22 protein-coding genes are annotated in these 20,397 nt (G+C 62.6%); 11 read left to right on the top strand and 11 right to left on the bottom strand.

The window, feature by feature from the left end; translation table 11 throughout:
• Positions 1–38: 38 nt before the first annotated feature.
• Complete coding sequence (locus tag LZ496_RS05975; RefSeq protein ID WP_249903672.1) at positions 39–2,351, bottom strand: serine/threonine-protein kinase; 2,313 nt, start codon at positions 2,349–2,351, stop codon at positions 39–41.
• A 154-nt stretch (positions 2,352–2,505) separates the two neighbouring features.
• On the opposite strand from LZ496_RS05975, the gene LZ496_RS05980 reads away from it, so the two are divergent.
• Positions 2,506–3,171: a PP2C family protein-serine/threonine phosphatase gene (locus LZ496_RS05980; RefSeq protein WP_249903673.1), complete on the top strand. Its 666-nt coding sequence runs from the start codon at positions 2,506–2,508 to the stop codon at positions 3,169–3,171.
• Between the two features lie 21 nt (positions 3,172–3,192).
• Here the strand turns inward: LZ496_RS05980 and LZ496_RS05985 are convergent, their stop codons facing one another.
• Positions 3,193–3,618 carry an ATP-binding protein gene (locus LZ496_RS05985; RefSeq protein WP_249903674.1) on the bottom strand — a complete coding sequence of 142 codons (426 nt, stop codon included), beginning with the start codon at positions 3,616–3,618 and terminating at the stop codon, positions 3,193–3,195.
• Between the two features lie 44 nt (positions 3,619–3,662).
• Here LZ496_RS05985 and LZ496_RS05990 point away from each other — a divergent pair, with 44 nt between their 5' ends.
• A complete protein-coding gene (locus LZ496_RS05990) occupies positions 3,663–4,097 on the top strand; it encodes a FecR family protein (RefSeq protein WP_249903675.1) in 435 nt (144 codons plus the stop codon).
• On the top strand, positions 4,094–4,681 hold the full coding sequence (locus LZ496_RS05995) for an OmpA family protein (RefSeq protein WP_249903676.1): 588 nt from the start codon (positions 4,094–4,096) through the stop codon (positions 4,679–4,681). Before LZ496_RS05990 ends, LZ496_RS05995 begins: the two co-directional genes overlap by 4 nt.
• Here LZ496_RS05995 and LZ496_RS06000 read toward each other — a convergent pair.
• The 7 genes from LZ496_RS06000 to LZ496_RS13890 form a co-directional block, all read right to left on the bottom strand.
• A complete protein-coding gene (locus LZ496_RS06000; protein ID WP_249903677.1) occupies positions 4,678–6,669 on the bottom strand; it encodes a CHASE2 domain-containing protein in 1,992 nt (663 codons plus the stop codon). The two genes, LZ496_RS05995 and LZ496_RS06000, sit on opposite strands and share 4 nt — an antisense overlap.
• Positions 6,670–6,703: 34 nt before the next feature.
• Positions 6,704–7,666 carry an MBL fold metallo-hydrolase gene (locus tag LZ496_RS06005; RefSeq protein WP_249903678.1) on the bottom strand — a complete coding sequence of 321 codons (963 nt, stop codon included), beginning with the start codon at positions 7,664–7,666 and terminating at the stop codon, positions 6,704–6,706.
• A gap of 25 nt (positions 7,667–7,691) precedes the next feature.
• Positions 7,692–8,009 carry an STAS domain-containing protein gene (locus LZ496_RS06010; RefSeq protein WP_249903679.1) on the bottom strand — a complete coding sequence of 106 codons (318 nt, stop codon included), beginning with the start codon at positions 8,007–8,009 and terminating at the stop codon, positions 7,692–7,694.
• Positions 8,010–8,217: 208 nt separating this feature from the next.
• Positions 8,218–8,448, bottom strand: coding sequence for a hypothetical protein (locus LZ496_RS06015; RefSeq protein WP_436286455.1), 231 nt, complete (start codon positions 8,446–8,448; stop codon positions 8,218–8,220).
• 2 nt (positions 8,449–8,450) lie between these two features.
• Entirely contained in the window at positions 8,451–8,837 is a 387-nt protein-coding gene (locus tag LZ496_RS06020) for a PspC domain-containing protein (protein WP_249903680.1), read from the bottom strand.
• 19 nt (positions 8,838–8,856) lie between these two features.
• A complete protein-coding gene (locus tag LZ496_RS06025; protein WP_283937884.1) occupies positions 8,857–9,633 on the bottom strand; it encodes a PspA/IM30 family protein in 777 nt (258 codons plus the stop codon).
• A complete protein-coding gene (locus tag LZ496_RS13890) occupies positions 9,626–9,760 on the bottom strand; it encodes a hypothetical protein (RefSeq protein WP_283937885.1) in 135 nt (44 codons plus the stop codon). The genes LZ496_RS06025 and LZ496_RS13890 overlap by 8 nt, the downstream gene beginning before the upstream one ends.
• Positions 9,761–9,986: 226 nt before the next feature.
• Between LZ496_RS13890 and LZ496_RS06030 the strand changes: the two genes are divergently transcribed.
• The 3 genes from LZ496_RS06030 to LZ496_RS06035 all read left to right on the top strand — a co-directional run bounded on the left by LZ496_RS06030 (position 9,987) and on the right by LZ496_RS06035 (position 11,915).
• Complete coding sequence (locus tag LZ496_RS06030) at positions 9,987–10,202, top strand: hypothetical protein (RefSeq protein ID WP_249903681.1); 216 nt, start codon at positions 9,987–9,989, stop codon at positions 10,200–10,202.
• A gap of 82 nt (positions 10,203–10,284) precedes the next feature.
• Positions 10,285–10,407 carry a hypothetical protein gene (locus tag LZ496_RS13895; RefSeq protein ID WP_283937886.1) on the top strand — a complete coding sequence of 41 codons (123 nt, stop codon included), beginning with the start codon at positions 10,285–10,287 and terminating at the stop codon, positions 10,405–10,407.
• A 2-nt stretch (positions 10,408–10,409) separates the two neighbouring features.
• Positions 10,410–11,915, top strand: coding sequence for a methyl-accepting chemotaxis protein (locus LZ496_RS06035; RefSeq protein ID WP_249903682.1), 1,506 nt, complete (start codon positions 10,410–10,412; stop codon positions 11,913–11,915).
• A 3-nt stretch (positions 11,916–11,918) separates the two neighbouring features.
• On the opposite strand, the gene LZ496_RS06040 is transcribed toward LZ496_RS06035, so the two are convergent.
• The gene (locus LZ496_RS06040; protein ID WP_249903683.1) at positions 11,919–12,203 is read right to left on the bottom strand and encodes a DUF3297 family protein; all 285 of its coding nucleotides are present in this window, start codon (positions 12,201–12,203) and stop codon (positions 11,919–11,921) included.
• Positions 12,204–12,335: 132 nt separating this feature from the next.
• Here LZ496_RS06040 and LZ496_RS06045 point away from each other — a divergent pair, with 132 nt between their 5' ends.
• The 4 genes from LZ496_RS06045 to LZ496_RS06060 are packed head-to-tail and all read left to right on the top strand — an operon-like array spanning position 12,336 to position 19,305.
• Positions 12,336–15,674, top strand: coding sequence for an amidohydrolase family protein (locus LZ496_RS06045; protein ID WP_249903684.1), 3,339 nt, complete (start codon positions 12,336–12,338; stop codon positions 15,672–15,674).
• Positions 15,675–15,722: 48 nt separating this feature from the next.
• Positions 15,723–17,009 (top strand): 3-methyl-2-oxobutanoate dehydrogenase (2-methylpropanoyl-transferring) subunit alpha, encoded by a 1,287-nt coding sequence (locus LZ496_RS06050; protein ID WP_249903685.1) that lies wholly within the window; start codon positions 15,723–15,725, stop codon positions 17,007–17,009.
• Entirely contained in the window at positions 17,006–18,019 is a 1,014-nt protein-coding gene (locus LZ496_RS06055; RefSeq protein ID WP_249903686.1) for an alpha-ketoacid dehydrogenase subunit beta, read from the top strand. The genes LZ496_RS06050 and LZ496_RS06055 overlap by 4 nt, the downstream gene beginning before the upstream one ends.
• Complete coding sequence (locus LZ496_RS06060; RefSeq protein WP_249903687.1) at positions 18,016–19,305, top strand: dihydrolipoamide acetyltransferase family protein; 1,290 nt, start codon at positions 18,016–18,018, stop codon at positions 19,303–19,305. The genes LZ496_RS06055 and LZ496_RS06060 overlap by 4 nt, the downstream gene beginning before the upstream one ends.
• Positions 19,306–19,392: 87 nt before the next feature.
• On the opposite strand, the gene LZ496_RS06065 is transcribed toward LZ496_RS06060, so the two are convergent.
• A complete protein-coding gene (locus LZ496_RS06065; protein ID WP_249903688.1) occupies positions 19,393–19,932 on the bottom strand; it encodes an FMN-dependent NADH-azoreductase in 540 nt (179 codons plus the stop codon).
• A gap of 51 nt (positions 19,933–19,983) precedes the next feature.
• On the opposite strand from LZ496_RS06065, the gene LZ496_RS06070 reads away from it, so the two are divergent.
• Positions 19,984–20,394 (top strand): winged helix-turn-helix transcriptional regulator, encoded by a 411-nt coding sequence (locus tag LZ496_RS06070; protein WP_249903689.1) that lies wholly within the window; start codon positions 19,984–19,986, stop codon positions 20,392–20,394.
• Positions 20,395–20,397: the final 3 nt, after the last annotated feature.

Here is a 20,397-nt window from a genome sequence, read left to right on the forward strand (position 1 = left end):
GCCCGGACCAGCTTTTACGCCCAATTCAGTTGCCGAGCTTAATTCTCGGATGACGACTGTTTGTGCAGGAAGGTGATGTAGGCCTTTGTCTGGTTGGCCTTCTTGATCAGCTCGTCAAACTCCCGATCGGTGCTCGCACCACGCGCTGAGTCAGCCACATTCGCCAGATACTTGTCATAGTTCTTGGCAAGTCCGGCATTGGTTTTCTGGGTCGGCGTTCCGCCGCTGCCCATGCGGATCACTTCCTTGGCCATGCTTCGGCCGCTGCTGACGATCGAGCTTAGCTGCGACCGCTTCGAACCAGAAACGCCTTCCGAACCCGAACTGCCGCTGCTGGGCGTTGCGGTCGTCGTGGTAGCAACCGGAGCTGCCGTCGTTGCCGCGGGCGCGATCGTACTGGTGGTCGTCGTAGTCGCGACGGTTGCCTTGGGCGCCGTCGGCAGCTTCTCATCGGTCTTCTTGGCCTGTGCGCTGTAAGCGCCCTGTAGCGCCGTGGAGAAGGCCTGTGACTTGGTCAGTACATCCCGTGCTGCCGTCAGCGACTGGACCGGATCGGTCAGGCTTGCCGAGCCCTCGACCGCCGTGCGCAGATCAGCGAGCGCCGTCGCCATTGCCGGCGTCCGAGCCTTTGCCGGCAGCGTCTGGGCCTTGGCGTCGGCGTCGCGCAGCAGGGCGCTCGCAAAGGCGATATTGGCGGCAGTTGCCGTCCGTTTCATTTCCTCGACCTTGGCGGTTGCCGCAGCGGCCTGTGCCGGGTCTTCGGCGATCGGCTGCAACGCAGCCAGCTGCTGGTCGAGCTGACCATTCGCGGTCACCAGGTCATTGATTGCTGTTGCGGGGGCACCGCCGGCCTTCGCCTCTTCGGCAAGCGCCTTCTCCGCTTCGGCAAGTTGCCCGAGCCCTTCGACCGGGATCGCTTCGGTGCTGCTGAGATCCGGAATTTCCAGCGGTTCGCCTTCGCCCGGTCCGCCACCGCCGAGCATGAAGGATCCGCCGGCGACTGCCGCCAGAAGGACAATCGCGCCGCCGCCGGCGAGCATCGCCTTCTTCTTGTCCTTGAACCAGGGCTCGGATTCGCTCTTGGCCTTTGGCGGCACAACCTTCTTTGGCGGCTCCTTGGCCGGAGCCTCCTGCTTGGCTGGAGCGTCCTTGACCTCTTCCTTATCGGCGAGGGCAGCTGCAGCGACAGCGGCTCCCGCGGCCGTTGCCGCGGCGGCAGCGGCAGCGGCAGCAGCCTCTGAACCTCCGTCGCCTTCGGCTTCGGCGTCCTTCTTTTTCTTCTTGGCGCCGGTTTCTTCCCCGGCGCGCTTGAACTGGACTTCCTTGGGATCGTCCGGAACCTGGGTTTCAAGCTCCTTCGGTTCATAGCCCGGCGCCGGCGGCGCTACCGGCGTGATCGCCTCGCTCGATACCTCATGAGCAAAGAAGCGCGTCGCCTCATCCTCGGTGATGGGGTCGTCGCCCTCTTTCTTGCCGAACAGGGCGAGCCATTCCTGGATCGATTGCGGGCGATCCGATGGCTTGATCGTCATTCCGGCGTCGATCGCCTGCAGGAACCGTTTGCTGAAGCCCGGCCAATGCCCGTCGGCCAATGCCGTCCCAAGACCCGCATGAAGCCGCTCCAGCACTTCCGGCGGCTTTTCACCGGTCACGCATTCATAAAGCACGACCGCCATGGCATAGATGTCGGTCCACGGCCCTTGCGGATAGGTTTTCACATATTGTTCGAGCGCGGCGTATGGCGGCGTGTGGAAAGTCACCGACGTGCTGGTGGCTTCGGCCGCCTCGAACCGGGCGGAACCGAAATCGATCAGGACCGGACGATTATCATCGGTGATGAGGATGTTGGGCGGCTTGATGTCGCGGTGAAGAACGCCGACGCGGTGCGCGCGGTCGAGGCCTTCGGCAACCGGCTTGATGATGTTCCACAGGCTTCGCTCGTTGAAGCGGCGGCCTTCTTTCAAAAGTCGGGACAGCGAAACGCCATCCTCGAAGTCCATCACCATGTAGGCGGTGCCGTGAATCTCGAACAGGCTGCGGACGCTGACGATGTTCGGATGGCGCGTCGGCGTGGACAGGTTCCACAAGAGTTTCGCCTCTTCGACGAACTTCTTGAGCCCTAGCGCATGCACCTCTTCGACGTCCGAGCCGATCGGTACGACGGTGCTTTCGGCGTCACGCTCCGCGATGGAACTCGGGAAATATTCTTTGATCGCAACGAGCTCGCCGAAATAGATTCCGCGGCCCTTGTAGACGATCCCGAACCCCCCGACGCCGAGGACATCCTCGAGCCGCCATTCACGGATGATCGTGCCAGATGGTAACGCCTTGTTGCTATAGGCCTTACTCAATGCTGATTTCCTTTTGGATGATCCGCAATTAAGAAAAAGCAAATCGCATGAACTTTGTGCAATTGCTAGCCTCCCCTTGTGCGGGCATGGGACAATAGGAGGGTGAGTGGCCTTCGAATGCGTTAGCAAAACCGATGTCGGGCTTCGCCGAAAGGTGAACGAGGACGCCCTTCTGGTTCGCACCGAACGAGGGCTGTGGGCAGTCGCCGACGGCATGGGCGGGCATGATGCCGGCGACGTCGCCAGTTCCAGGGTTACGGAATCGCTGCTCGAATTGCCGGATGCGGAAGATCTCGACCAGCTGGTCGAAAGCGCAGTCACGGCGCTCAAGAAGGTCAATGAGGATTTGATCGCCTTGGCCGGTGCAAAGGGAAGCGACCGGTCGATCGGAAGCACGGTCGTTGGGCTCGCGATCGCCGACGGGCAGTTCCGCTGTTTCTGGGCGGGCGACAGCCGAGGTTATCGGATCAGGGATCACCAGATCGTGCAGCTGACCCGCGACCACAGCCTGGTTCAGGACCTGGTCGATTCAGGAATGCTGCAACCTGACGAAGCGGCCGACCATCCCAACAGCAACATCATCACCCGTGCAGTCGGCGTGGCCGAAGAATTGCGCGTCGACACGGTGAGCGGCGACGTTCAGCGTGGCGACCAGTTCCTGCTTGCAACCGACGGCGTCACAAGACTGATCGACGATCAGGAACTGGCAATGGAACTGAGTACCAACCCGCCCGCCTACGCGGCACGAAAACTGATTGAGACCATCCTGGCGCGTGGCGCGCCCGACAATGCGTCACTGATCATCACGAAGATTATTTGAGTCGATAGCGGCGGACCGGCTTCACCGGTCCCAGCGAACCGGCAACAGGAATTCCAGCCGATTGCCGTCGGGCGACGGGCTGTAGCTGATGTAGCTCGCCCACTCCCTGACGATATCGATCCCGACATTGCCACCGCGTTCCGGTGCGCCGGCCTTTCGCGGTGCCTGCCAGGGATCGAAGGCGGCTCCGGTGTCGCTGATACAAACGCGAATGCCCTCCGGCTCGACTTGGAAGTCGAGCGCAACCTCATCCTTCGCGGACAAACCGCCATGATCGTAGAGATTTGCGACCAGTTCCTCGACCACGACGCACAGCCGCGCGAGTTCGTCGTCATTCAGCCACTGGGATTCACCGAATTCGCGCGCAGCCTCGGTTGCTTCAATGATTGCCCGGTCGCCGCTGAGGCTGCGGGACAGATGGTCCGAATTTGATTCGCGCGGGCTCATCGGATTCGCTATGTCACGTTGCCGTAACGGTTGGGAGGCCTGCCGTGGTTCGTATACCAATTGCCATCGGGCTCACCGCCTTGATGATTGCTTCACCCGCTTTTGCCGAAATTGCACGCGTCAAGCAAAGCAGCGGTACCGCCTTTGTCCAACGCAACGACCAGCAGCTCAAGCCCGCACCGGGCCTGCAGCTGCTCGCCGGGGACCGGTTGGTGACCGGCAAGGACGGTCGAATGAGCCTGACGTTCGTCGACAACACGCGCTTTGCGGTCGGCCCCAACAGCAGCATCGCGGTCAGCGAATTCCAATATGACAAGACCCGGCAGAAGGGCAGCTTCGTGACGCAGGTCGATCGCGGGTCGCTGGCGGTTTCGTCGGGCAAGATCGCCAAGTCCGATCGCGACGCGATGAAGGTCCGCACGCCCAATACGCTGCTCGGAGTCCGCGGGACGAAGTTCATCGTCGAGGTTCCGGAGTGAGGGCGCTTGGGCTCGGAGCGGCATGCCTGATGCTTGCCGGATGCGCGACATCATCGCTTGTCCTGCTGCCGGACGATGAAGGCCACCAGGGTTCGGTCGCGGTGCTTGAGGCCGATGGACAGGCAAGCCAGTCGGTCATCAGCCAGGGCAATAGCCGGACCAAGTTGGGTGAAGCCAACGCCAATCCCCAGCCGCTTGGCGAAAAGGGCCTGAAGCCGGAAGAGGCCGCGCTCCTCACCACCCTGCCCCCGCCCGCCAAGAGCTTCACCCTCTATTTCGACCAGGGCACGACCACGCCGACGGTGGAATCGCAATCGGTCCTCACCGCACTTCGCGCTGAAATCGCTTCGCGATCCGGCCCTCAGGTCGAAGTGACCGGCCATACGGACACCGTCGGAAGCGAAGAGGATAATGACCGGTTGTCACTCCAGCGCGCCGAAGAGATTCTCAACTGGCTTGCCGGCCAGGGCATCGACCGGTCGCTGATGCTTGCAAGCGGTCGCGGCGAGCGCGACCTCAAGGAACCGTCGATCGACAATTTCAGCAGTGCCACCAATCGGCGGGTCGAGGTGATCGTCCGCTAAGCGGGACCGATATAGCGGACTGCCATGACCGTGAGGTCGTCGGTCGCCTCGGCTTCGCCTTCGAAATTCCGGACGTGATCACGGATGCCGTCGACGATCTCGGCTGCCGTGCCGCTTCTCAGGGCTCCGTCAGCGAGCAATCGCTTGCTGCCGAACAGTTCCTGCTTCTCATTCTGCGCTTCGGTTACGCCGTCGGTCACAAGCACCAGGGTTTCGCCGGGCTTCAACGTCAGTCTTTCCAGAGGATAGACCAGCTCGGCGGCACAAAGCGGCGGGCCGCCCTCAAGCCGTACGCGCGTGGCCTTGTCCCCAGAAAGCAGGATTGGATCCTCGTGGCCCGCGCATACCATCCGGACCTCGCCGCTATTGAGGTCGAGCAGTCCCAGCAGCAGGGTGACCCCCATCGCTTCGGTATTGTCCTTGAGCAATTCCCTGTTGATGGCATCGGCCATGGCGGCGGGATCGGCCTGCATTCTTGACAGCGCCGCACTGGTCAGCGCTTTGGACATGGCCATGAACAGAGCGGCAGGAACGCCCTTGCCGGTGACATCGGCAATCGCGAAGCCGATCTCATCGTCGCCGATCTTCATCGCGTCATAATAGTCGCCGCCTACCGACTTGGCGGGTTCCAGCAGCGCATCTAGGTCGACCCTTGGATCGAGCCCTTGCAGCCGTAAACGTGGCGGGACCATGCCAAGCTGGATCGAACGGGCGGCCTGCAACTCGCCCTCGGTTTCGGCGGTAGAGATCCGCTCCTGCACCAGAGCATCGCGAAGCCGCTCTCGCTCGGTCCGGGCCAATGCGAACAGGCCCATCGCGACACCAGCGACACCACCGCCACCGATCAGCAAGGGCCTCGCGGGATCGAGCAGGGTCGCGGCCCCGGTAAAGACAAGCCAGCTAGCCACCGGCACGGCGACAAAGGCCAGGGCCAAGGTAATACGGTACCATTTGCCAAATATCGCGGCGGCCAGGGCGAGGAATGCCAGCAAGGCGCCCGCCGCCCATTCCGCCGGCTCAGCCCAGGCCGGCCGGATCAGCCAGCCTCCGCGCAAAATGGAATCGACCGCTTGCGCCTGAACCAGCGGCCCCAACCATTCCGACGCGAGTGGAGTAGCGGCAACGTCAAAGGTTCCCTGTGCGGATAGGCCAATGAGGACGATCTTGCCCGCGAACTTGTCTTTCGGAAGCTCTTCGTCATTCAGCAACAGCCGCGCCGCCGAAATGACGTCGTCTTCGGGAAACTCGCCGAAGTGGATGCGCATCCGGCCGCGATGATCGATCGGAATGGTCCGCTGCCCGACCTTGACGCTGGTCGGCGTGGCTTCAACGCTCTCCGCGTCAAGGGCATTGCGGGCGATCTCCAGCGCAAAACCCAGCCGCGGCCGGCCGCCTGCGCGCTGGACCAGCGGAACGCCGCGGATGATCCCGTCCGCGTCGGGCGGCGCGTTGATGAGGCCGCTGCCCAAGGCGACATCATCAAGCTCAGGAATGGCGGCAAGTTCGCCGGGCCAGCTGTCGACTGCCGCCGGAAGCTTTCCCGAAATCGGCGAGTCAGCCAATGGCAATTGGTCGGCCGGCGCACGGCTGACACCCGCATGCGCGAGCACGACCGGAGATTCCCCGATGACGAGCCCAAAGCCAAAGTCCATGGGGCGCAGAGCCTTCACCTCGGAGGCTGCAACGGCGCCGAGCTCGGGATAAAGGGAAACGATAGCGTCCGGGTTCAGCCGGTCATGTTCCGGAAACATGATGTCGAAGGCGATGACCTTCGCGCCCCTTTTCGTAAGCTCTTCCGTCAGCCGCGCGAGGTGATAGCGCGGCCATGGCCATGAACTGAACTTCTCGATGCTGAAATCGTCGATCAGGACGACTCGGACGTCGGTGTCCGACAGGTCGTTCGGGCGGAGCCACTGCCAGCTGTCGAACACGCCGCGACGCATGCGGTCGCCCGCTCCATAGCTCGCCGCCACAGCAATAAGGCTCATGATCAGCCACGTCAGGACGACGCGGCGGCCAAGCCTAGATCCGGACTTCGAGCCCGTCATAGGAACAGATCACATCGAGCGGCGGGCCATTTCGGGTGAGTTCCTCGTACCGAATGCTTTCCTCGTGCATCCGCTGGATATCCTCATCCTCATAGGTCGGCTCATGGTGGAACAGCGCGAGGCACTTGGCCTCGGCGGAGTGGCACAGATCGACGGCCACGAGATTGCTGGAATGCCCCCAATCTTCCTTCATCGAGACGCTATCGGCCAGCGAATACATGGTGTCGCAAATCACCAGGTCGGCTTCGCGGAAGAATTCGATGAAGGCCGCCTCGTCGCCCATATTCTCCAGCTTATGCTCGCTGTCGGTGCTGTAGATCGCGACCTTCCCGTCAGCATCGGTGAAGCGATACCCATAGCTGTCGTGGCTATGTTTTTGCAGGATGGTTTCGACCTTTACGCCATCGACTTCATAGGTCTCACCGGGCGTTAGCTGGACGAACTGAAAATCAGCGCGGAGCCACTCAAACGGGACCGGGAACGAAATCTCTTCCTGCTGGCGGCGCAGTGCCTCTTCAGCGTCCGGATGGCCGGAGTGGATCCGGATCGTCACATTGGGATCGAAGGCCGGCGGAAAGAACGGGAATCCCATGATGTGGTCCCAATGAAGATGGGACTGGAAGAAATTATAGGTCTTGCTGTGGCCCGCGGCATTGCGGCGCAGGGAATCAATTCCGAAAGAGCGCAGGCCGCTCCCCATGTCGCAAATGAAATAGGAACCGTGGAGCGTTTCCAGCTCCACACATGAGGTGGCGCCGCCGTACGTCGCGCCCGCAGCGAAGCTCAGCTCCTTTTTAACGAACAGCTCCGCTTCCGCGATATTGTCGAACTGAAGTGAACCGGCAGCGACAAGTGCCTGCGCGACCTTGCGCCGGATCGTCTCCGCCGTCGGTGCGACCGGAAGTGAACCTCGCGTGCCCCAGAACCGAACAAGCATATTGCCGTCGCCCCCTCCCTTTCGGTCAGCCAGTGATCGTGAAGAGCTTGTCGTAACGGCTGATCGCCAGGATCTCCCTCATCACTTCATTGGGCGATGCCAGCACGATCGTTATCGCCGCTTCGTCCGCCTGCCGCTTGGCGACCGTCAATACGCGAAGGCCGCGAGACGACATGTAATCCAGTTCGGAAAGGTCGATGACAACGGTCGGATGCCCGGACTTGCCGGCCTGCGTGACGGCTTCGTTAAGGGCGGCGCCAAAAGCTTCCCAGGTCGCTTCGTCGACCCTGCCGTCGACATGGACGTGAACGGCATCGTCCTGGACCGCCAGGGAATATTCCATCGATCGCCCCTTCGATGCTTCCGACGAATTGGCGAGTGTTATGGTTAAATCGGTAGCTAATGCAAATCAGCCATTTCCCTTAAATGAAGAGGGCGGCCACCCCGGTGACGATGGGGAGGCCGCCCAGTATCGGGACGGGGGGTGGGGAAATGAGGAGCGCGGGTTGTCTTGGGGATCAACCAGGCACTCCATTCCGTCCCGGTTTCGCTTAAATGTCGATCCCGGCGGCAATGGCTTCCAGCTTGCGGACCCGCTCCTTCAAATCGGCCAGTTCGATCCGGCCGGTCGCGGGAGGAAGTCCCTGTTCACCGACATTGCTTGCAAGCTCGAGCCGCTTGAAATCCAGCCAGGCCTGCCATCCCTTCAGGCCGGCGACGCACGCCAGGCCCATGGCAAGGAGGATGCTGGCCCCGATCAATGCGACGGACATCGGTTCCATTGTTACTTGACCTCCCTCAAAGCTTCGATCTCGCGCGCCAACTCATCATTCTGGCTGTTGAGATGATGATCGATGGCCATCATCCGGCGGTCGTTGGTGTCGAGTGTGGTACGAAGCGCATGGACCGAGCTGCGGCCGCGGCCCACTTCGGCCATCCGATCGAATTCGGACATGCGATTGGATCCTTTTTCCGCCTGATTTTTCTTGAAGTGGAAGTAGAGACCCGCGGCGATATAGGCGACGAGCGCGACTTCCCATTCGATGAACAGGGCGACGGCGACAAAGCCGATGCGGACGAAGGTCGGATCGATGTTGAAAATATCGCCGATGGTCGAGCAAACGCCGGCAAGCTTCTTGTCGCGGCGATTAAGCGAATAGCGGTTGTTCATTTCCCCTTTTTCCTTCTCTTCAATTCCGGGCCGCGATCGCGGCCTTCATCGCTTCGAGCTCGGCATCGACCGCATCGGCGGAACGAAGCTCGGCAATCTCTTCCTCAAGGCTCTTCGGGCCGGACAGCGCCAGCGCATCGGCACGGCCTTCGGCGAAGTCGGCGCGGCGCTCGAGCAGTTCGAACTTGGCGAACGCTTCCTCGGTCCGGCTGCCGTGCAGCAACTCGCTGGTGCGGGCGCGGGTCATCGCGCTTTCGAACCGCTGGGCAATTGCATTCTGGCGGGCGCGGGCTTCGGCCAGCTTGGCCTGCAGCCTGGCGATATCCGCCTCATAACCGCGCAGGACCTGCTCGATCTGGCTGATCTCCGCGTGAAGGCCCTCGGCCATTTCAGCGGCCTTCTGCTTCTCGCCGAGCGCCGCCCGGGCCAGATCCTCACGGCCCTTTTCCAGCGCCAGCGCGGCCTTTTCCGTCCAGCCCGACTGCAGATCGTCGAGGCGGACACAGGCGCGGCGCATTTCCTTGATATCGGCGATCGAGCGGGCGGCGGTTGCGCGCACCTCGACCAGCGTCTCTTCCATCTCGACGATGATCATGCGGATCATGCGGACCGGATCTTCCGACCGGTCGAGCAGTTCCGTCATGTTCGCGGCGATGATGTCCCGCGTACGGGTGAAGATCGGGCCCGACAGGATGCCGGAGAGCGGCGCGAAACGAATAGTCGTTTCTGGTCCTGCTTCAGCCTGCCGCGGGATGCGGACGGCCGGACGGGCCTCGATCGGTTCCAATTCAGGCATATGTAACAACTTCCACAGTGGTGGCCGAAACCTGGGCCGGGGCAACCGCGGCGCCAACCGCGATCGTGCTCATCAGAAGCGACGCGAACGCCGCGACCAAATTGCGGTGAAACTTCGAACCAGACATCGTTCAATCTCCCTTTTTCCGGGTCTTTGGCGCGAGGCCGCCGATCCGTGCCCAGACCTTTTCAATTGTCATGCCAATTGCAGATTTCAGCCAAAAATGCCGCAGAGGCTGTTCATCCAAGGGCAAGTTGGCGGGAATTCCCACCAGCAGTTGGTACGTTCCGCCAACCGGCCGGCCGGAACCGTGCGAGCCGCCCATGCGCTATGCCGCGAAAGAAGGAGCAGACATGCTAGCGAAGATTTTGGGAGCGATCGCCGGAGAGAAGATCGCAGGACGAAACAACAAGGTAACTGGCGCGCTGGTCGGCGCCGCGGTCCCCGTCATTGCCAGGCGCGGGCTTGGACCGCTCGGCATTGCCCTGGCCGCGGGCTGGGGCGCCAAGAAGCTGATCGACCGGTCGCGCGGAAAGAGGGCGGCGGAAGCACGGGCTCGCAACAGGTAGAATGTTCCGGAAGCGCCAATTTCGGCGCAATTCCAAGAGGTTTTAACACGCCGTTTACCAGTTTGCGCCTATCGTCCGGGCCATGAAGTTGGATCTTCGCATTGCGGGTCCGGCGGTGGCCCAGGGAATCATTGGCGTGCTCGCCTTGATACTCATGGCATTCGCCGGTGCCGATGCGATCTGCAGCATGGGGTCGGGGGGCTAGCGATGGAGGAGCTGAACAGGCTGCGCATTAGAGGCGTGCTGATGCTGACGATGCTCGGCTGGACCTCGACGGCATGCCTCCTTCTGCTTTGCTTGCTATTCGACTTTCGCAACGAGCTGATCCCCGTGGCCTTCTCGGCGGCCCTCAACTTCGTGCCGACCTTTTACGCAACTCGCGAGCGATATGACGGTGGCGCAGCCGCGGCATTCGGAGTGATGGCGGCCATCCATCCCGCTCTTCTGGTTTTCATGCTGCAGGGACATCCCTGGCAGATGGAAGCGCACATGTTCTTCTTCGTCGGCCTGGCCTCGCTGACCCTGGTCTGCGACTGGCGGCCGATCGGCGTGGCGGTCGGTGTGACCGCCGTCCACCATCTGCTTCTAAGCCTTGTCGCTCCGGAATGGATTTTCATCGGATCGGGCGACCTGCTGCGGGTTCTGGTCCATGGGCTCGCCGTGGCGATGGTTGGCGGCGTACTGGGCCCGATGATGGTCCATATGGGCAAGCTGTTCAGCGAACAGTCGAACGCCCGAATGATCAGTGAGGGCCTGGCGGCATCGGCCAACGAAGCTTTGAGAACCGCCCGTCGCGCTCAGGCGGAGGTCGAGTCCGAGCGCGAAAAGCGCCTGGAGATCGAGCGTCGCGGAATGGCCGACGCTCGCCGCGATGAGCTATTCTCTCTGGCTGGGGCCTTTGAAAGTTCTGTCGCCAAGATTGTTCAGTCGGTCGGTGCCGCCGCCGAACAGCTGGAAAAAGCCGCAAGCAACATGAGCCGCTTCGCCCGTGAAGCTGGCGAGCAATCGGCCAACGCCGCACGTGAAGCCGACGGCGCTTCGGAAAGCGCGACGCGGGTATCCCACGGCGTGAGCGAGCTTTCCAACTCGATCCTCAGCATCGCTGCTACGGCCAGCCAGCAGGCCGAGCTAGGCGTTGCCGCCCGCGGTGCATCGCAGACCGGCGAAGAAGTCATCCGGGCGCTTGCCGAACAGGCCGCCAACATCGATTCTTTCGTGGGCCTGATCCAGGGCGTCGCGTCGCAGACCAACATGCTGGCCCTCAACGCGACCATTGAAGCCGCACGTGCAGGCGAAGCCGGGGCGGGCTTCGGCGTTGTCGCGGCCGAGGTGAAGGCGCTTGCCAACAAGACCCATGAAGCGACCGGACAGATCAATGAAATCGTATCCGGAATCAGCCTAGGAGCGGCCGAGGCCGACCGGGTGATCGGGAAGGTTTCGAACGCGATGACCGAGCTTGAACAGGCCGCCATCAAGATGCGCGGCTCGATCGGCGACCAGAGCAATGTCGCGAGCCTGATCGAGCAAGGCGCGGTCGACAGCGCGACCAGCGCCACTCAGATCGCGCAACGTATCGGCGAAGTTGCCCGGGCCGCGGGCGAGGCAGTCCAGATTTCCGATGAAGTCCAAGCGTCAGCCGCGGGACTCACCAAGATCGCGCATGGATTGAAGAGCGCGACCGACGAATTCCTGTCGCAGCTTCGCGCTGCCTAACCCTTACTCGGCGTCGGCGGCAGGCTCGGCGTCGCCGGCCGGCGTTTCCTGATAATAGGGCTCGACCTTGCCGCTCATCTTCAGGGTCATGGGGTTGCCGTGACGATCGCGGCTGCGACCGACAGCCATCCGGATCCAGCCTTCGGATATGCAATATTCCTCGACGTTGGTCTTTTCCTGACCGTTGAAGCGGATGCCGACGCCCTGCATCAGGACGTCTTCATCGAAGTGCGGGCTGCGCGGATCGAGCGACAGGCGGTCGGGAAGCGGCTTTTTGGTTTCAGACATGGCGCGCGACCTAGCCGCTCCCCCTAACGCTCGTCAAATTCGACGAACGGCGGTCCGACCCACGTTGTCATCCCCTTGTCATGCCTTAAGAGTCCGCCCGATTTTTCCTATCCGGGTTGGGGTCTCATCATCATGCGTCAGCTTACGCTTTTCGTCGGTTGCTCCCTGTTCGCGTCCGCGACTGTGCTCGCACAAGCGCCGGTGCCGCCGGTCGCTCCGCCCGTCCCCCAGCCGGGCCAGGCTGAGCCGATCACCCAGCCGCAGCCGCCGGGCATCGCTCCGGCGCCTGGGACCGAGGGCAAGAAGGATGACAAGTGGGACGTCAACGCCCGTCACGGACCGGGCCGCGATGTTCCTATCGACACGCGCACCGGCACCTGGATGTCGCTCGACGTTTCGCCCGACGGTCAGGAAATCGCGTTCGACCTGCTGGGTGACATTTACACCCTGCCGATCGGCGGCGGCGAAGCTCGCGCCATCGCGACCGGCAATGCATGGGAAATGCAGCCGCGCTATTCGCCCGACGGCCGGGAAATCGCCTTCACGTCGGACCGCGGCGGCGGCGACAATATCTGGGCGATGGGCCGCGACGGATCGGGCGCACGGCAGATTACCAAGGAGACGTTCCGCCTGCTGAACCAGGCCGACTGGTCGCCGGACGGCAACTATATCGTTGCCCGGAAGCACTTCACCTCGTCGCGCTCGCTCGGCGCTGGCGAAATGTGGCTGTACCACCGCGCCGGCGGCGGCAGCGGCGTGCAGATGACCAAGGCGCGCACCAAGCAGAAGGACACCAACGAGCCGGCCTTCTCGCCCGATGGCCGCTACCTCTATTTCTCGGACGACGCGACGCCGGGCGACACCTTCCAATATTCGAAGGACGTCAACGGCCAGATCTATGTGATCCAGCGGCTCGACCGGCAGACCGGCGATATCGAAACGCTGGTCAGCGGACCGGGCGGCGCAATCCGTCCGACCCCGTCACCGGACGGCAAGAGCTTGGCCTTCATCCGGCGCGTCCGGTACAAGTCGACCTTGATGCTGATGGACCTGAAGTCCGGCCGCATTACTCCACTCACCGACATCCTCGACCGCGACATGCAGGAAACCTGGGCGGTCCATGGCGTCTATCCGGGCATGGCCTGGACACCCGACAACCAGTCGATCGTCTTCTGGGCCAAGGGCGGCATTCACCGGGTCAATGTCGCGACGCGCGACGTCAGCGAGATTCCGTTCCACGTCACCGGCACCCGCTTCGTCGAGGACGCCGTCCGGCAACAGAAGGACGTCGCTCCGGCCAGCTTCAAGACCAAGATGGTCCGCTTCGCGCAGAAGAGCCCGGACGGTTCACGCATCGTCTATGAAGCGCTCGGCAATCTGTGGATCGCCGACGGCAGCGGCAACAACCCGAAGCGCCTGACTCGCGGCGATAATTTCGAAAGCTATCCGGCCTTTTCCCGCGACGGGCGCAGCGTCGCCTATGTGTCGTGGGACGACGATAAGGCCGGCCGCATCAAGGTGGTCGGCGTCGGCGGCGGCGAAGGCCGCGTCGTGACGCCGGAGCCGGGCCATTATGTCGAGCCGACCTTCTCGCCCGACGGCAGCCTGATTGCCTATCGCAAGACCAGCGACGGCTTCCTGACGACCCCGCTCTATGGCCAGGATCCCGGCATCTATGTGATCTCGACGAAGGGCGGCACCGCAAAGCGCGTCGCGAAGAGCGGCACCCAGCCGATGTTCGGCGCGACGAACGATCGCATTTTCTTCACCGCGACCGGCGAGGAAGAGAAGCGCCTCCTCAAATCAGTGACCGTCACCGGGACCGAGGAAGTCACCCACCTCATTTCGCAGAACGCGTCGGACTTCGCCCTGTCGCCCGATGAGCAGTTCATTGCCTGGACCGAGCGCTACCAGGCCTATGTCATGCCGTTCGTGCGCTCCGGGCGCTCGATTGACATCGCGCCGGACGGCAAGGCGCTTCCGCAGGCGAAGGTCAGTGCCGACGCCGGCGACTGGATCCACTGGTCCGGCAACAGCCGCAACCTGTACTGGAGCCAGGGTTCGAACCTTTACGGCCTCGACGTCGGCTATTCGAACGCCTTCGCGGGCGGCAAGCTGGGCGCTGCGCCGCTGGTCGCCGAGCTGGGAGTCACCGCTTCCCAAGCCAAGCCGACTGGCAGCATCGCGCTGACCGGCGCGCGCATCATCACGATGCGCGGTGATGAGGTGATCGAAAACGGCACCGTCCTGATCGAAGGCGACCGGATCACCGCGGTCGGGCCGACGGCATCGATCAGCTATCCCGCCGGAACCCGGACCATCGACGTCACCGGCAAGACGATCATGCCCGGCCTGATCGACGCCCATTGGCACGGATCGATGGGCAGCGAGCTCGTCATCCCCAAGCAGAACTGGTTCCATGCAGCCGCGCTGGGTTATGGCGTGACGACGGTTCACGACCCGTCGAACGACACGTTCGAGATCTTCGCGGCGTCGGAATATCAGAAAGCGGGCAAGATCCTTGGCCCCCGCATCTTCTCGACCGGCACGATCCTCTATGGCGCGACCACGCCGTTCACGGTGGAGATCAACAGCTTTGACGATGCGCTGTCACACATGCGGCGGCTCAAGAATTCGGGCGCCTGGTCGGTCAAGAGCTACAACCAGCCGCGTCGCGAGCAGCGCCAGATGATCATCGAAGCGGCTCGCCAGCTTGGCATGGAAGTGGTTCCGGAAGGCGGCTCGCTGTTCGAGATGAACATGACGATGATCGCCGATGGTCACACGACGATCGAACATTCGCTCCCTGTCGCCAACATCTATGACGACGTGCTCCAGTTCTGGAAGGGCAGCGGCACCGCGTACACGCCGACCTTGATCGTTGCCTATGGCGGGCCGTTCGGCGAAAACTATTGGTACCAGCACACCAATGTCTGGGCCGAGCCGATCCTTGCCAAATGGACTCCGCGTCCGCTGATCGACGCACGCTCGCGCCGGCCGGTGATGAACCCTCCGGAAGAAGACAATGTCATCAACATTTCGCGCGCGGCGAAGCAGATCAGCGAGCTGGGAGTCCCCGTTTCGATCGGCGCGCACGGCCAGCGCGAGGGTCTCGGCGCTCACTGGGACATGTGGATGTTCCAGCTCGGCGGGATGAGCAATTTCGAGGCACTGAAGACCGGCACGATCAACCCGGCCCGGGCACTCGGTCTCGACAAGGACCTCGGCAGCCTCGAGGCGGGTAAGCTGGCCGACCTTGTCGTGCTCGATTCCAATCCGATGGAGAATATCCGCTACTCGACCAGCATCAACATGACGATGGCGGGGGGACGGCTGTTCGACTCCAACCTGCAAATCGTCGCTGGCGGCCAGGGCGGCTTCAAGCCCTTCTGGTTCGACGAGCAGGCTGGCGGTTCCTACACGGCCGGGACCGGCGTTGGGTTACCGAGGGAAGCGCACGAGGAAGATTAATCGCTCGCCAGTTGCTCACAGCCCCGTCCCGCACTAAGCGGCGGGGCGATGAGCGACAAACCCGATCCTCGCCGCAACCGGCCGGCGCTTGCGCTGCATGTCCCGGAGCCGCCATTCCGGCCCGGCGACACGCCTGACTTTTCGTCGATCAAGGTGCCGGCCGCGGGCGAAGCTCCGCGCCCGGACATCAGCGTTGAGGCGGAAGTGACGTTTCCGCTCTGCACGCATCTGGTCCGGGTTCTGGACGATGGCGGCAAGGCCGTCGGTCCGTGGGATCCGAAGCTCGATGCGGACACGCTGCGCAAGATGCTGAAGGACATGAAGACGGTCCGCGTCTTCGACGACCGCATGTATCGCGCCCAGCGGCAGGGCAAGACCAGCTTCTACATGAAGTGCACCGGTGAAGAGGCGATTGCCGTTGCGGCCGCCAACGCGATGGATCCGGAAGACATGCACTTCCCGACCTATCGCCAGCAGGGCCTGCTCGTCGCTCGTGGTTATCCACTGAAGACGATGATGTGCCAGATCTATTCCAACAAGGCTGACCCCGTGAAGGGCCGCCAGCTGCCGATCATGTATTCGGACAAGAAGCACGGCTTCTTCTCGATCAGCGGCAATCTCGGCACGCAATATCCGCAGGCAGTAGGCTGGGCGATGGCGTCGGCGATCAAGGGCGACAGCCGGATCTGCATGGGCTGGATCGGCGATGGCGCGACTGCCGAGGGCGATTTCCATTCGGCGATGACCTTTGCCTCGGTTTACCAGGCACCGGTCATCCTTGCGGTGGTCAATAACCAGTGGGCGATCTCCAGCTTCTCCGGAATCGCAGGCGCCGAACAGGCGACCTTCGCGAGCCGCGCGATCGGTTATGGCATCGCCGGGCTGCGAGTGGATGGCAATGACGCGCTGGCCGTCTATGCCGCCGTCAAATGGGCGTCGGATCGTGCGCGGACCAACAAGGGCCCGACCATGATCGAGTTCTTCACCTACCGCGCCGAGGGGCATTCCACCTCCGACGATCCGACGGGATACCGAGCCAAGGGCGAGGCGGAGGAATGGCCGCTGGGCGACCCGATCGAGCGGCTGAAGGCTCACCTCATCGCCATCGGCGAGTGGGACGCCGACCGTGACACCGAACTCGACAAGGAAATCGACGCCACCGTCCGCGCCGCCCAGAAGGAAGCGGAAGCCATGGGCATCTTGCCGCAGCAGGGCTTCGACAATATTCCGTCCATGTTCGAGGACGTCTTTGCCTCGACCCCGTGGCACCTCGCGGAGCAGCGCGATCAGGCACTTGACGAGGCCCGCGAATATCTGGGGCACGATCCGAAATGACGACCCGCAACATGATCGAGGCGATCAACGACGCCCACCGCGTGATGATGGAACGCGATGACGACATCGTCGTGTTCGGCGAGGACGTCGGCTATTTCGGCGGCGTGTTCCGCGCTACGGCAGGTCTTCAGAAGCAGTTCGGCAAGACCCGCTGCTTCGACGCGCCGATCAGCGAGGGCGGCATCGTTGGAACCGCAGTCGGAATGGCCGCTTATGGGCTGAAGCCGCTGATCGAAATCCAGTTCGCCGATTACATCTATCCGGGCTACGACCAGATCGTCAGCGAAGTCGCCCGCATCCGCTATCGCACTGCCGGCGAATGGACCATGCCGATGGTCATCCGCTCGCCATATGGCGGCGGTATCTTCGGCGGCCAGACGCACAGCCAGTCGCCCGAGGCGCTGTTCACACATTGCACGGGATTGAAGGTGGTAATTCCTTCAAATCCTTACGACGCCAAGGGCCTGCTCATTTCGGCCATCGAAGATCCGGATCCGGTGATCTTCTTTGAGCCCAAGCGCATCTACAATGGCCCCTTCGACGGCCACCACGACAAGCCCGTGAAGCCTTGGTCGAAGAATGAGCTTAGCGAGGTTCCGGACGGCCACTACACGGTCCCGCTGGGCAAGGCGAAGGTCGTTCGCGAGGGCGAGGCGCTGACCATCCTCACCTACGGCACGATGGTCCACGTCTCCCTCGCCGCGGTGGAGGAGAATGGCATCGACGCCGAGGTCATCGACCTTCGCACTCTCGCCCCGCTGGACATCGAGACGATCGAGGAATCGGTGAAGAAGACCGGCCGCTGCCTTGTCGTCCAGGAAGCGACCAGGACCAGCGGCTTCGGCGCCGAGCTTGCGACGTTGGTCCAGGAGCGCTGCTTCTATCATCTCGAAGCACCGGTCGAGCGTGTCGCTGGCTGGGACACGCCCTATCCGCACGCTTATGAATGGGTCTATTTCCCGGGCCCGATCCGCATGAAAAACGCCCTCAAGAAGGTCCTCGCAGCATGAGCGTCTATCAGTTCAAGCTCCCCGACATTGGCGAAGGCATTGCCGAGGCCGAAATCGTCGCATGGCACGTCAAGGTCGGCGACAAGGTCGAGGAAGACCAGCAGCTCGCCGACATGATGACCGACAAGGCGACGGTCGAGATGGAATCGCCCGTCGCTGGTGTGGTGAAATCGCTGGCTGGCGAAGTCGGTGACCAGATCGCGATCGGATCGGTGCTGGTCGAGATCGAGACGGCGGGCGACAGCGCCGCGGCTCCGGAACCTGCCGCCGCCAGCGAGATGGAACAGCCGCTCGCGGATGGCGCGGAAGTCCCGACAAAGGAACAGGAAGAGGCGATTCCGGTCATGGCGACGGCGCCCGAACCGGCACCGGCCGCTGCTCCCGCGCCCAAGCCCGAGCCGAAGCAAGAGCCGGAAGTGACGGCCTCGCATGGCGCCAAGGTGCTCGCCTCCCCGGCTGTCCGCCAGCGCGCCCGCGACCTCGGCATCGACCTGGGTCAGGTGAAGACGGCGAGCGATCGCATCCGTCACTCGGACCTCGACGCCTACCTCCTCTACAATGGCGGCAGCGTGTCCGGCCGTGGCGCGGCACCGCGCGCGGACGAGACGATCAAGGTCGTCGGACTACGTCGCAAGATCGCCGAAAATATGCAGGAGGCGAAGCGCCGCATCCCGCATTTCACGCTGGTCGAGGAATTCGACGTCACCGACCTTGAGGAAACTCGGGCGATGATGAACCGCGACCGCGGCAGCAATCCCAAGCTGACCGTCCTGCCGTTCCTTATCACCGCAATGGCCAAGGCGTTGCCGGAATGGCCGATGCTCAACGCCACCTTCGATGACGATGCCGGCGTGATCACGCGCCACGGCGCGCTCAACCTGGGCATGGCGACCCAGACGCCCAACGGGCTGATGGTTGCCGTCATCCGCGACGCGCAGAACCAGAGCGTGTGGCAGTTGGCGAAGGAAATCCTGCGGCTGGCCGATGCGGCCCGGACCGGAAAGGCGACCCGCGAAGAACTCAGCGGTTCGTCGATCACCCTGTCCAGCCTCGGCCCGATGGGTGGGGTTACCTCGACGCCGGTCATCAACAGGCCGGAAGTTGCGATCATCGCGGTCAACAAGGTCCGCGAAATGCCGGTCATCGTCGACGGCGAACTGGAAGCCCGCAAGCTGATGAACCTGTCGCTGTCCTGCGATCACCGGGTAGTCGATGGTTGGGATGCGGCCAGCTTCATGCAGACGCTGAAGGGCTATATCGAGAACCCGATCAGGTTGCTGTCTTAACGATTATCGTCATTGCGAGCGCAGCGAAGCAATCCAGCGTCTTGACTGGATTGCTTCGTCGCTTTCGCTCCTCGCAATGACGCCCAACTAAGCCGCCAGTCGCTCGACCTCGGCGAGGCCTTTCGCGAGGCCCGCGTCGCGCTGTTCCGGACCAACCGCCGTACCTTCCGCACGAACGAACTCCGGCTCGATTCCGATGAAGTTGAAGAATGGCTTCAGATAGGCCTCGACATGTTCAAAGCTGTTGCCGGCTTCATAGAAACCACCGCGCGAAACGGCGACGATCACCCGCTTGTCTCCGGCGAGGCCCTCGGGTCCGTTGGCGCCATATTGGAAGGTCTTGCCCGCGACGGCGATGCGATCGATCCACGCCTTGAGCTGCGACGGCACGCTGAAATTATACATGGGCGCGCCGATCACGACGGTGTCCGCATCAAGGAACTCCTGAAGCACGTCGGCGTCCTGACCACGCTCGGTCAGGTGGGCGAGCGGTACCGCTACGAGATCGCGCTCGACGACCGCAGCCTCGGGGCTGGCCGCAGCCAGCTGGTCGGTAATGGAGCGGGTGAGGATGCGGCTGACGCTGGTTTCGCCGCTGATGCTGCTGTCGATCTTGAGGATGGTCATCTTTATGTCCTTGGTATTGATTTGTTACCGGGACACTTTAAATAACCACCTATGAAAGCCGCACAAGAACGCAAAAATTTGTCACTGAGTGACACGAATGTGACCGAGGCAGATCATAGTAACTGCCGCCGCGTCACGCCCGTGCTCAACCGCGTGGGCGACAAATGGAGCATGCAGGTGGTGATGCAGCTCGCCAACGGACCGAAGCGCTTTTCGGAGCTGAAGCGCGCACTCGACGGCGTATCGCAGCGGATGCTTACCCTCACCCTTCGCGGGCTCGAGCGCGATGGCCTGGTCAGTCGCCACGTCACGCCGACCATCCCGCCGCGCGTCGATTATGAGCTGACCGAAATCGGCAATTCGCTACGTGACCCGGTCATGGCGCTTGGCGCCTGGGCGCTGGAGCATATCGACTGCATCTGGGCTGCCCAGCAGCGCTATGATGCAATGCAGGATAACTGATCC

It is taken from the genome of Sphingomonas caseinilytica, assembly GCF_023516455.1.
GTDB lineage: Bacteria > Pseudomonadota > Alphaproteobacteria > Sphingomonadales > Sphingomonadaceae > Sphingomicrobium > Sphingomicrobium caseinilyticum.

What these genes read in the sequence shown, in the direction of transcription:
- LZ496_RS05985 (WP_249903674.1), bottom strand. Translation starts at nt 3,618, where the DNA reads ATGAGCCCGCGCGAATCAAATTCGGACCATCTGTCCCGCAGCCTCAGC.
- LZ496_RS06000 (WP_249903677.1), bottom strand. Translation starts at nt 6,669, where the DNA reads ATGAGCCTTATTGCTGTGGCGGCGAGCTATGGAGCGGGCGACCGCATG.
- LZ496_RS06005 (WP_249903678.1), bottom strand. Translation starts at nt 7,666, where the DNA reads ATGCTTGTTCGGTTCTGGGGCACGCGAGGTTCACTTCCGGTCGCACCG.
- LZ496_RS06010 (WP_249903679.1), bottom strand. Translation starts at nt 8,009, where the DNA reads ATGGAATATTCCCTGGCGGTCCAGGACGATGCCGTTCACGTCCATGTC.
- LZ496_RS06015 (WP_436286455.1), bottom strand. Translation starts at nt 8,448, where the DNA reads ATGGAACCGATGTCCGTCGCATTGATCGGGGCCAGCATCCTCCTTGCC.
- LZ496_RS06020 (WP_249903680.1), bottom strand. Translation starts at nt 8,837, where the DNA reads ATGAACAACCGCTATTCGCTTAATCGCCGCGACAAGAAGCTTGCCGGC.
- LZ496_RS06025 (WP_283937884.1), bottom strand. Translation starts at nt 9,633, where the DNA reads ATGCCTGAATTGGAACCGATCGAGGCCCGTCCGGCCGTCCGCATCCCG.
- LZ496_RS13890 (WP_283937885.1), bottom strand. Translation starts at nt 9,760, where the DNA reads ATGTCTGGTTCGAAGTTTCACCGCAATTTGGTCGCGGCGTTCGCGTCG.
- LZ496_RS06030 (WP_249903681.1), top strand. Translation starts at nt 9,987, where the DNA reads ATGCTAGCGAAGATTTTGGGAGCGATCGCCGGAGAGAAGATCGCAGGA.
- LZ496_RS13895 (WP_283937886.1), top strand. Translation starts at nt 10,285, where the DNA reads ATGAAGTTGGATCTTCGCATTGCGGGTCCGGCGGTGGCCCAGGGAATC.
- LZ496_RS06035 (WP_249903682.1), top strand. Translation starts at nt 10,410, where the DNA reads ATGGAGGAGCTGAACAGGCTGCGCATTAGAGGCGTGCTGATGCTGACG.
- LZ496_RS06040 (WP_249903683.1), bottom strand. Translation starts at nt 12,203, where the DNA reads ATGTCTGAAACCAAAAAGCCGCTTCCCGACCGCCTGTCGCTCGATCCG.
- LZ496_RS06045 (WP_249903684.1), top strand. Translation starts at nt 12,336, where the DNA reads ATGCGTCAGCTTACGCTTTTCGTCGGTTGCTCCCTGTTCGCGTCCGCG.
- LZ496_RS06050 (WP_249903685.1), top strand. Translation starts at nt 15,723, where the DNA reads ATGAGCGACAAACCCGATCCTCGCCGCAACCGGCCGGCGCTTGCGCTG.
- LZ496_RS06055 (WP_249903686.1), top strand. Translation starts at nt 17,006, where the DNA reads ATGACGACCCGCAACATGATCGAGGCGATCAACGACGCCCACCGCGTG.
- LZ496_RS06060 (WP_249903687.1), top strand. Translation starts at nt 18,016, where the DNA reads ATGAGCGTCTATCAGTTCAAGCTCCCCGACATTGGCGAAGGCATTGCC.
- LZ496_RS06065 (WP_249903688.1), bottom strand. Translation starts at nt 19,932, where the DNA reads ATGACCATCCTCAAGATCGACAGCAGCATCAGCGGCGAAACCAGCGTC.
- LZ496_RS06070 (WP_249903689.1), top strand. Translation starts at nt 19,984, where the DNA reads ATGAAAGCCGCACAAGAACGCAAAAATTTGTCACTGAGTGACACGAAT.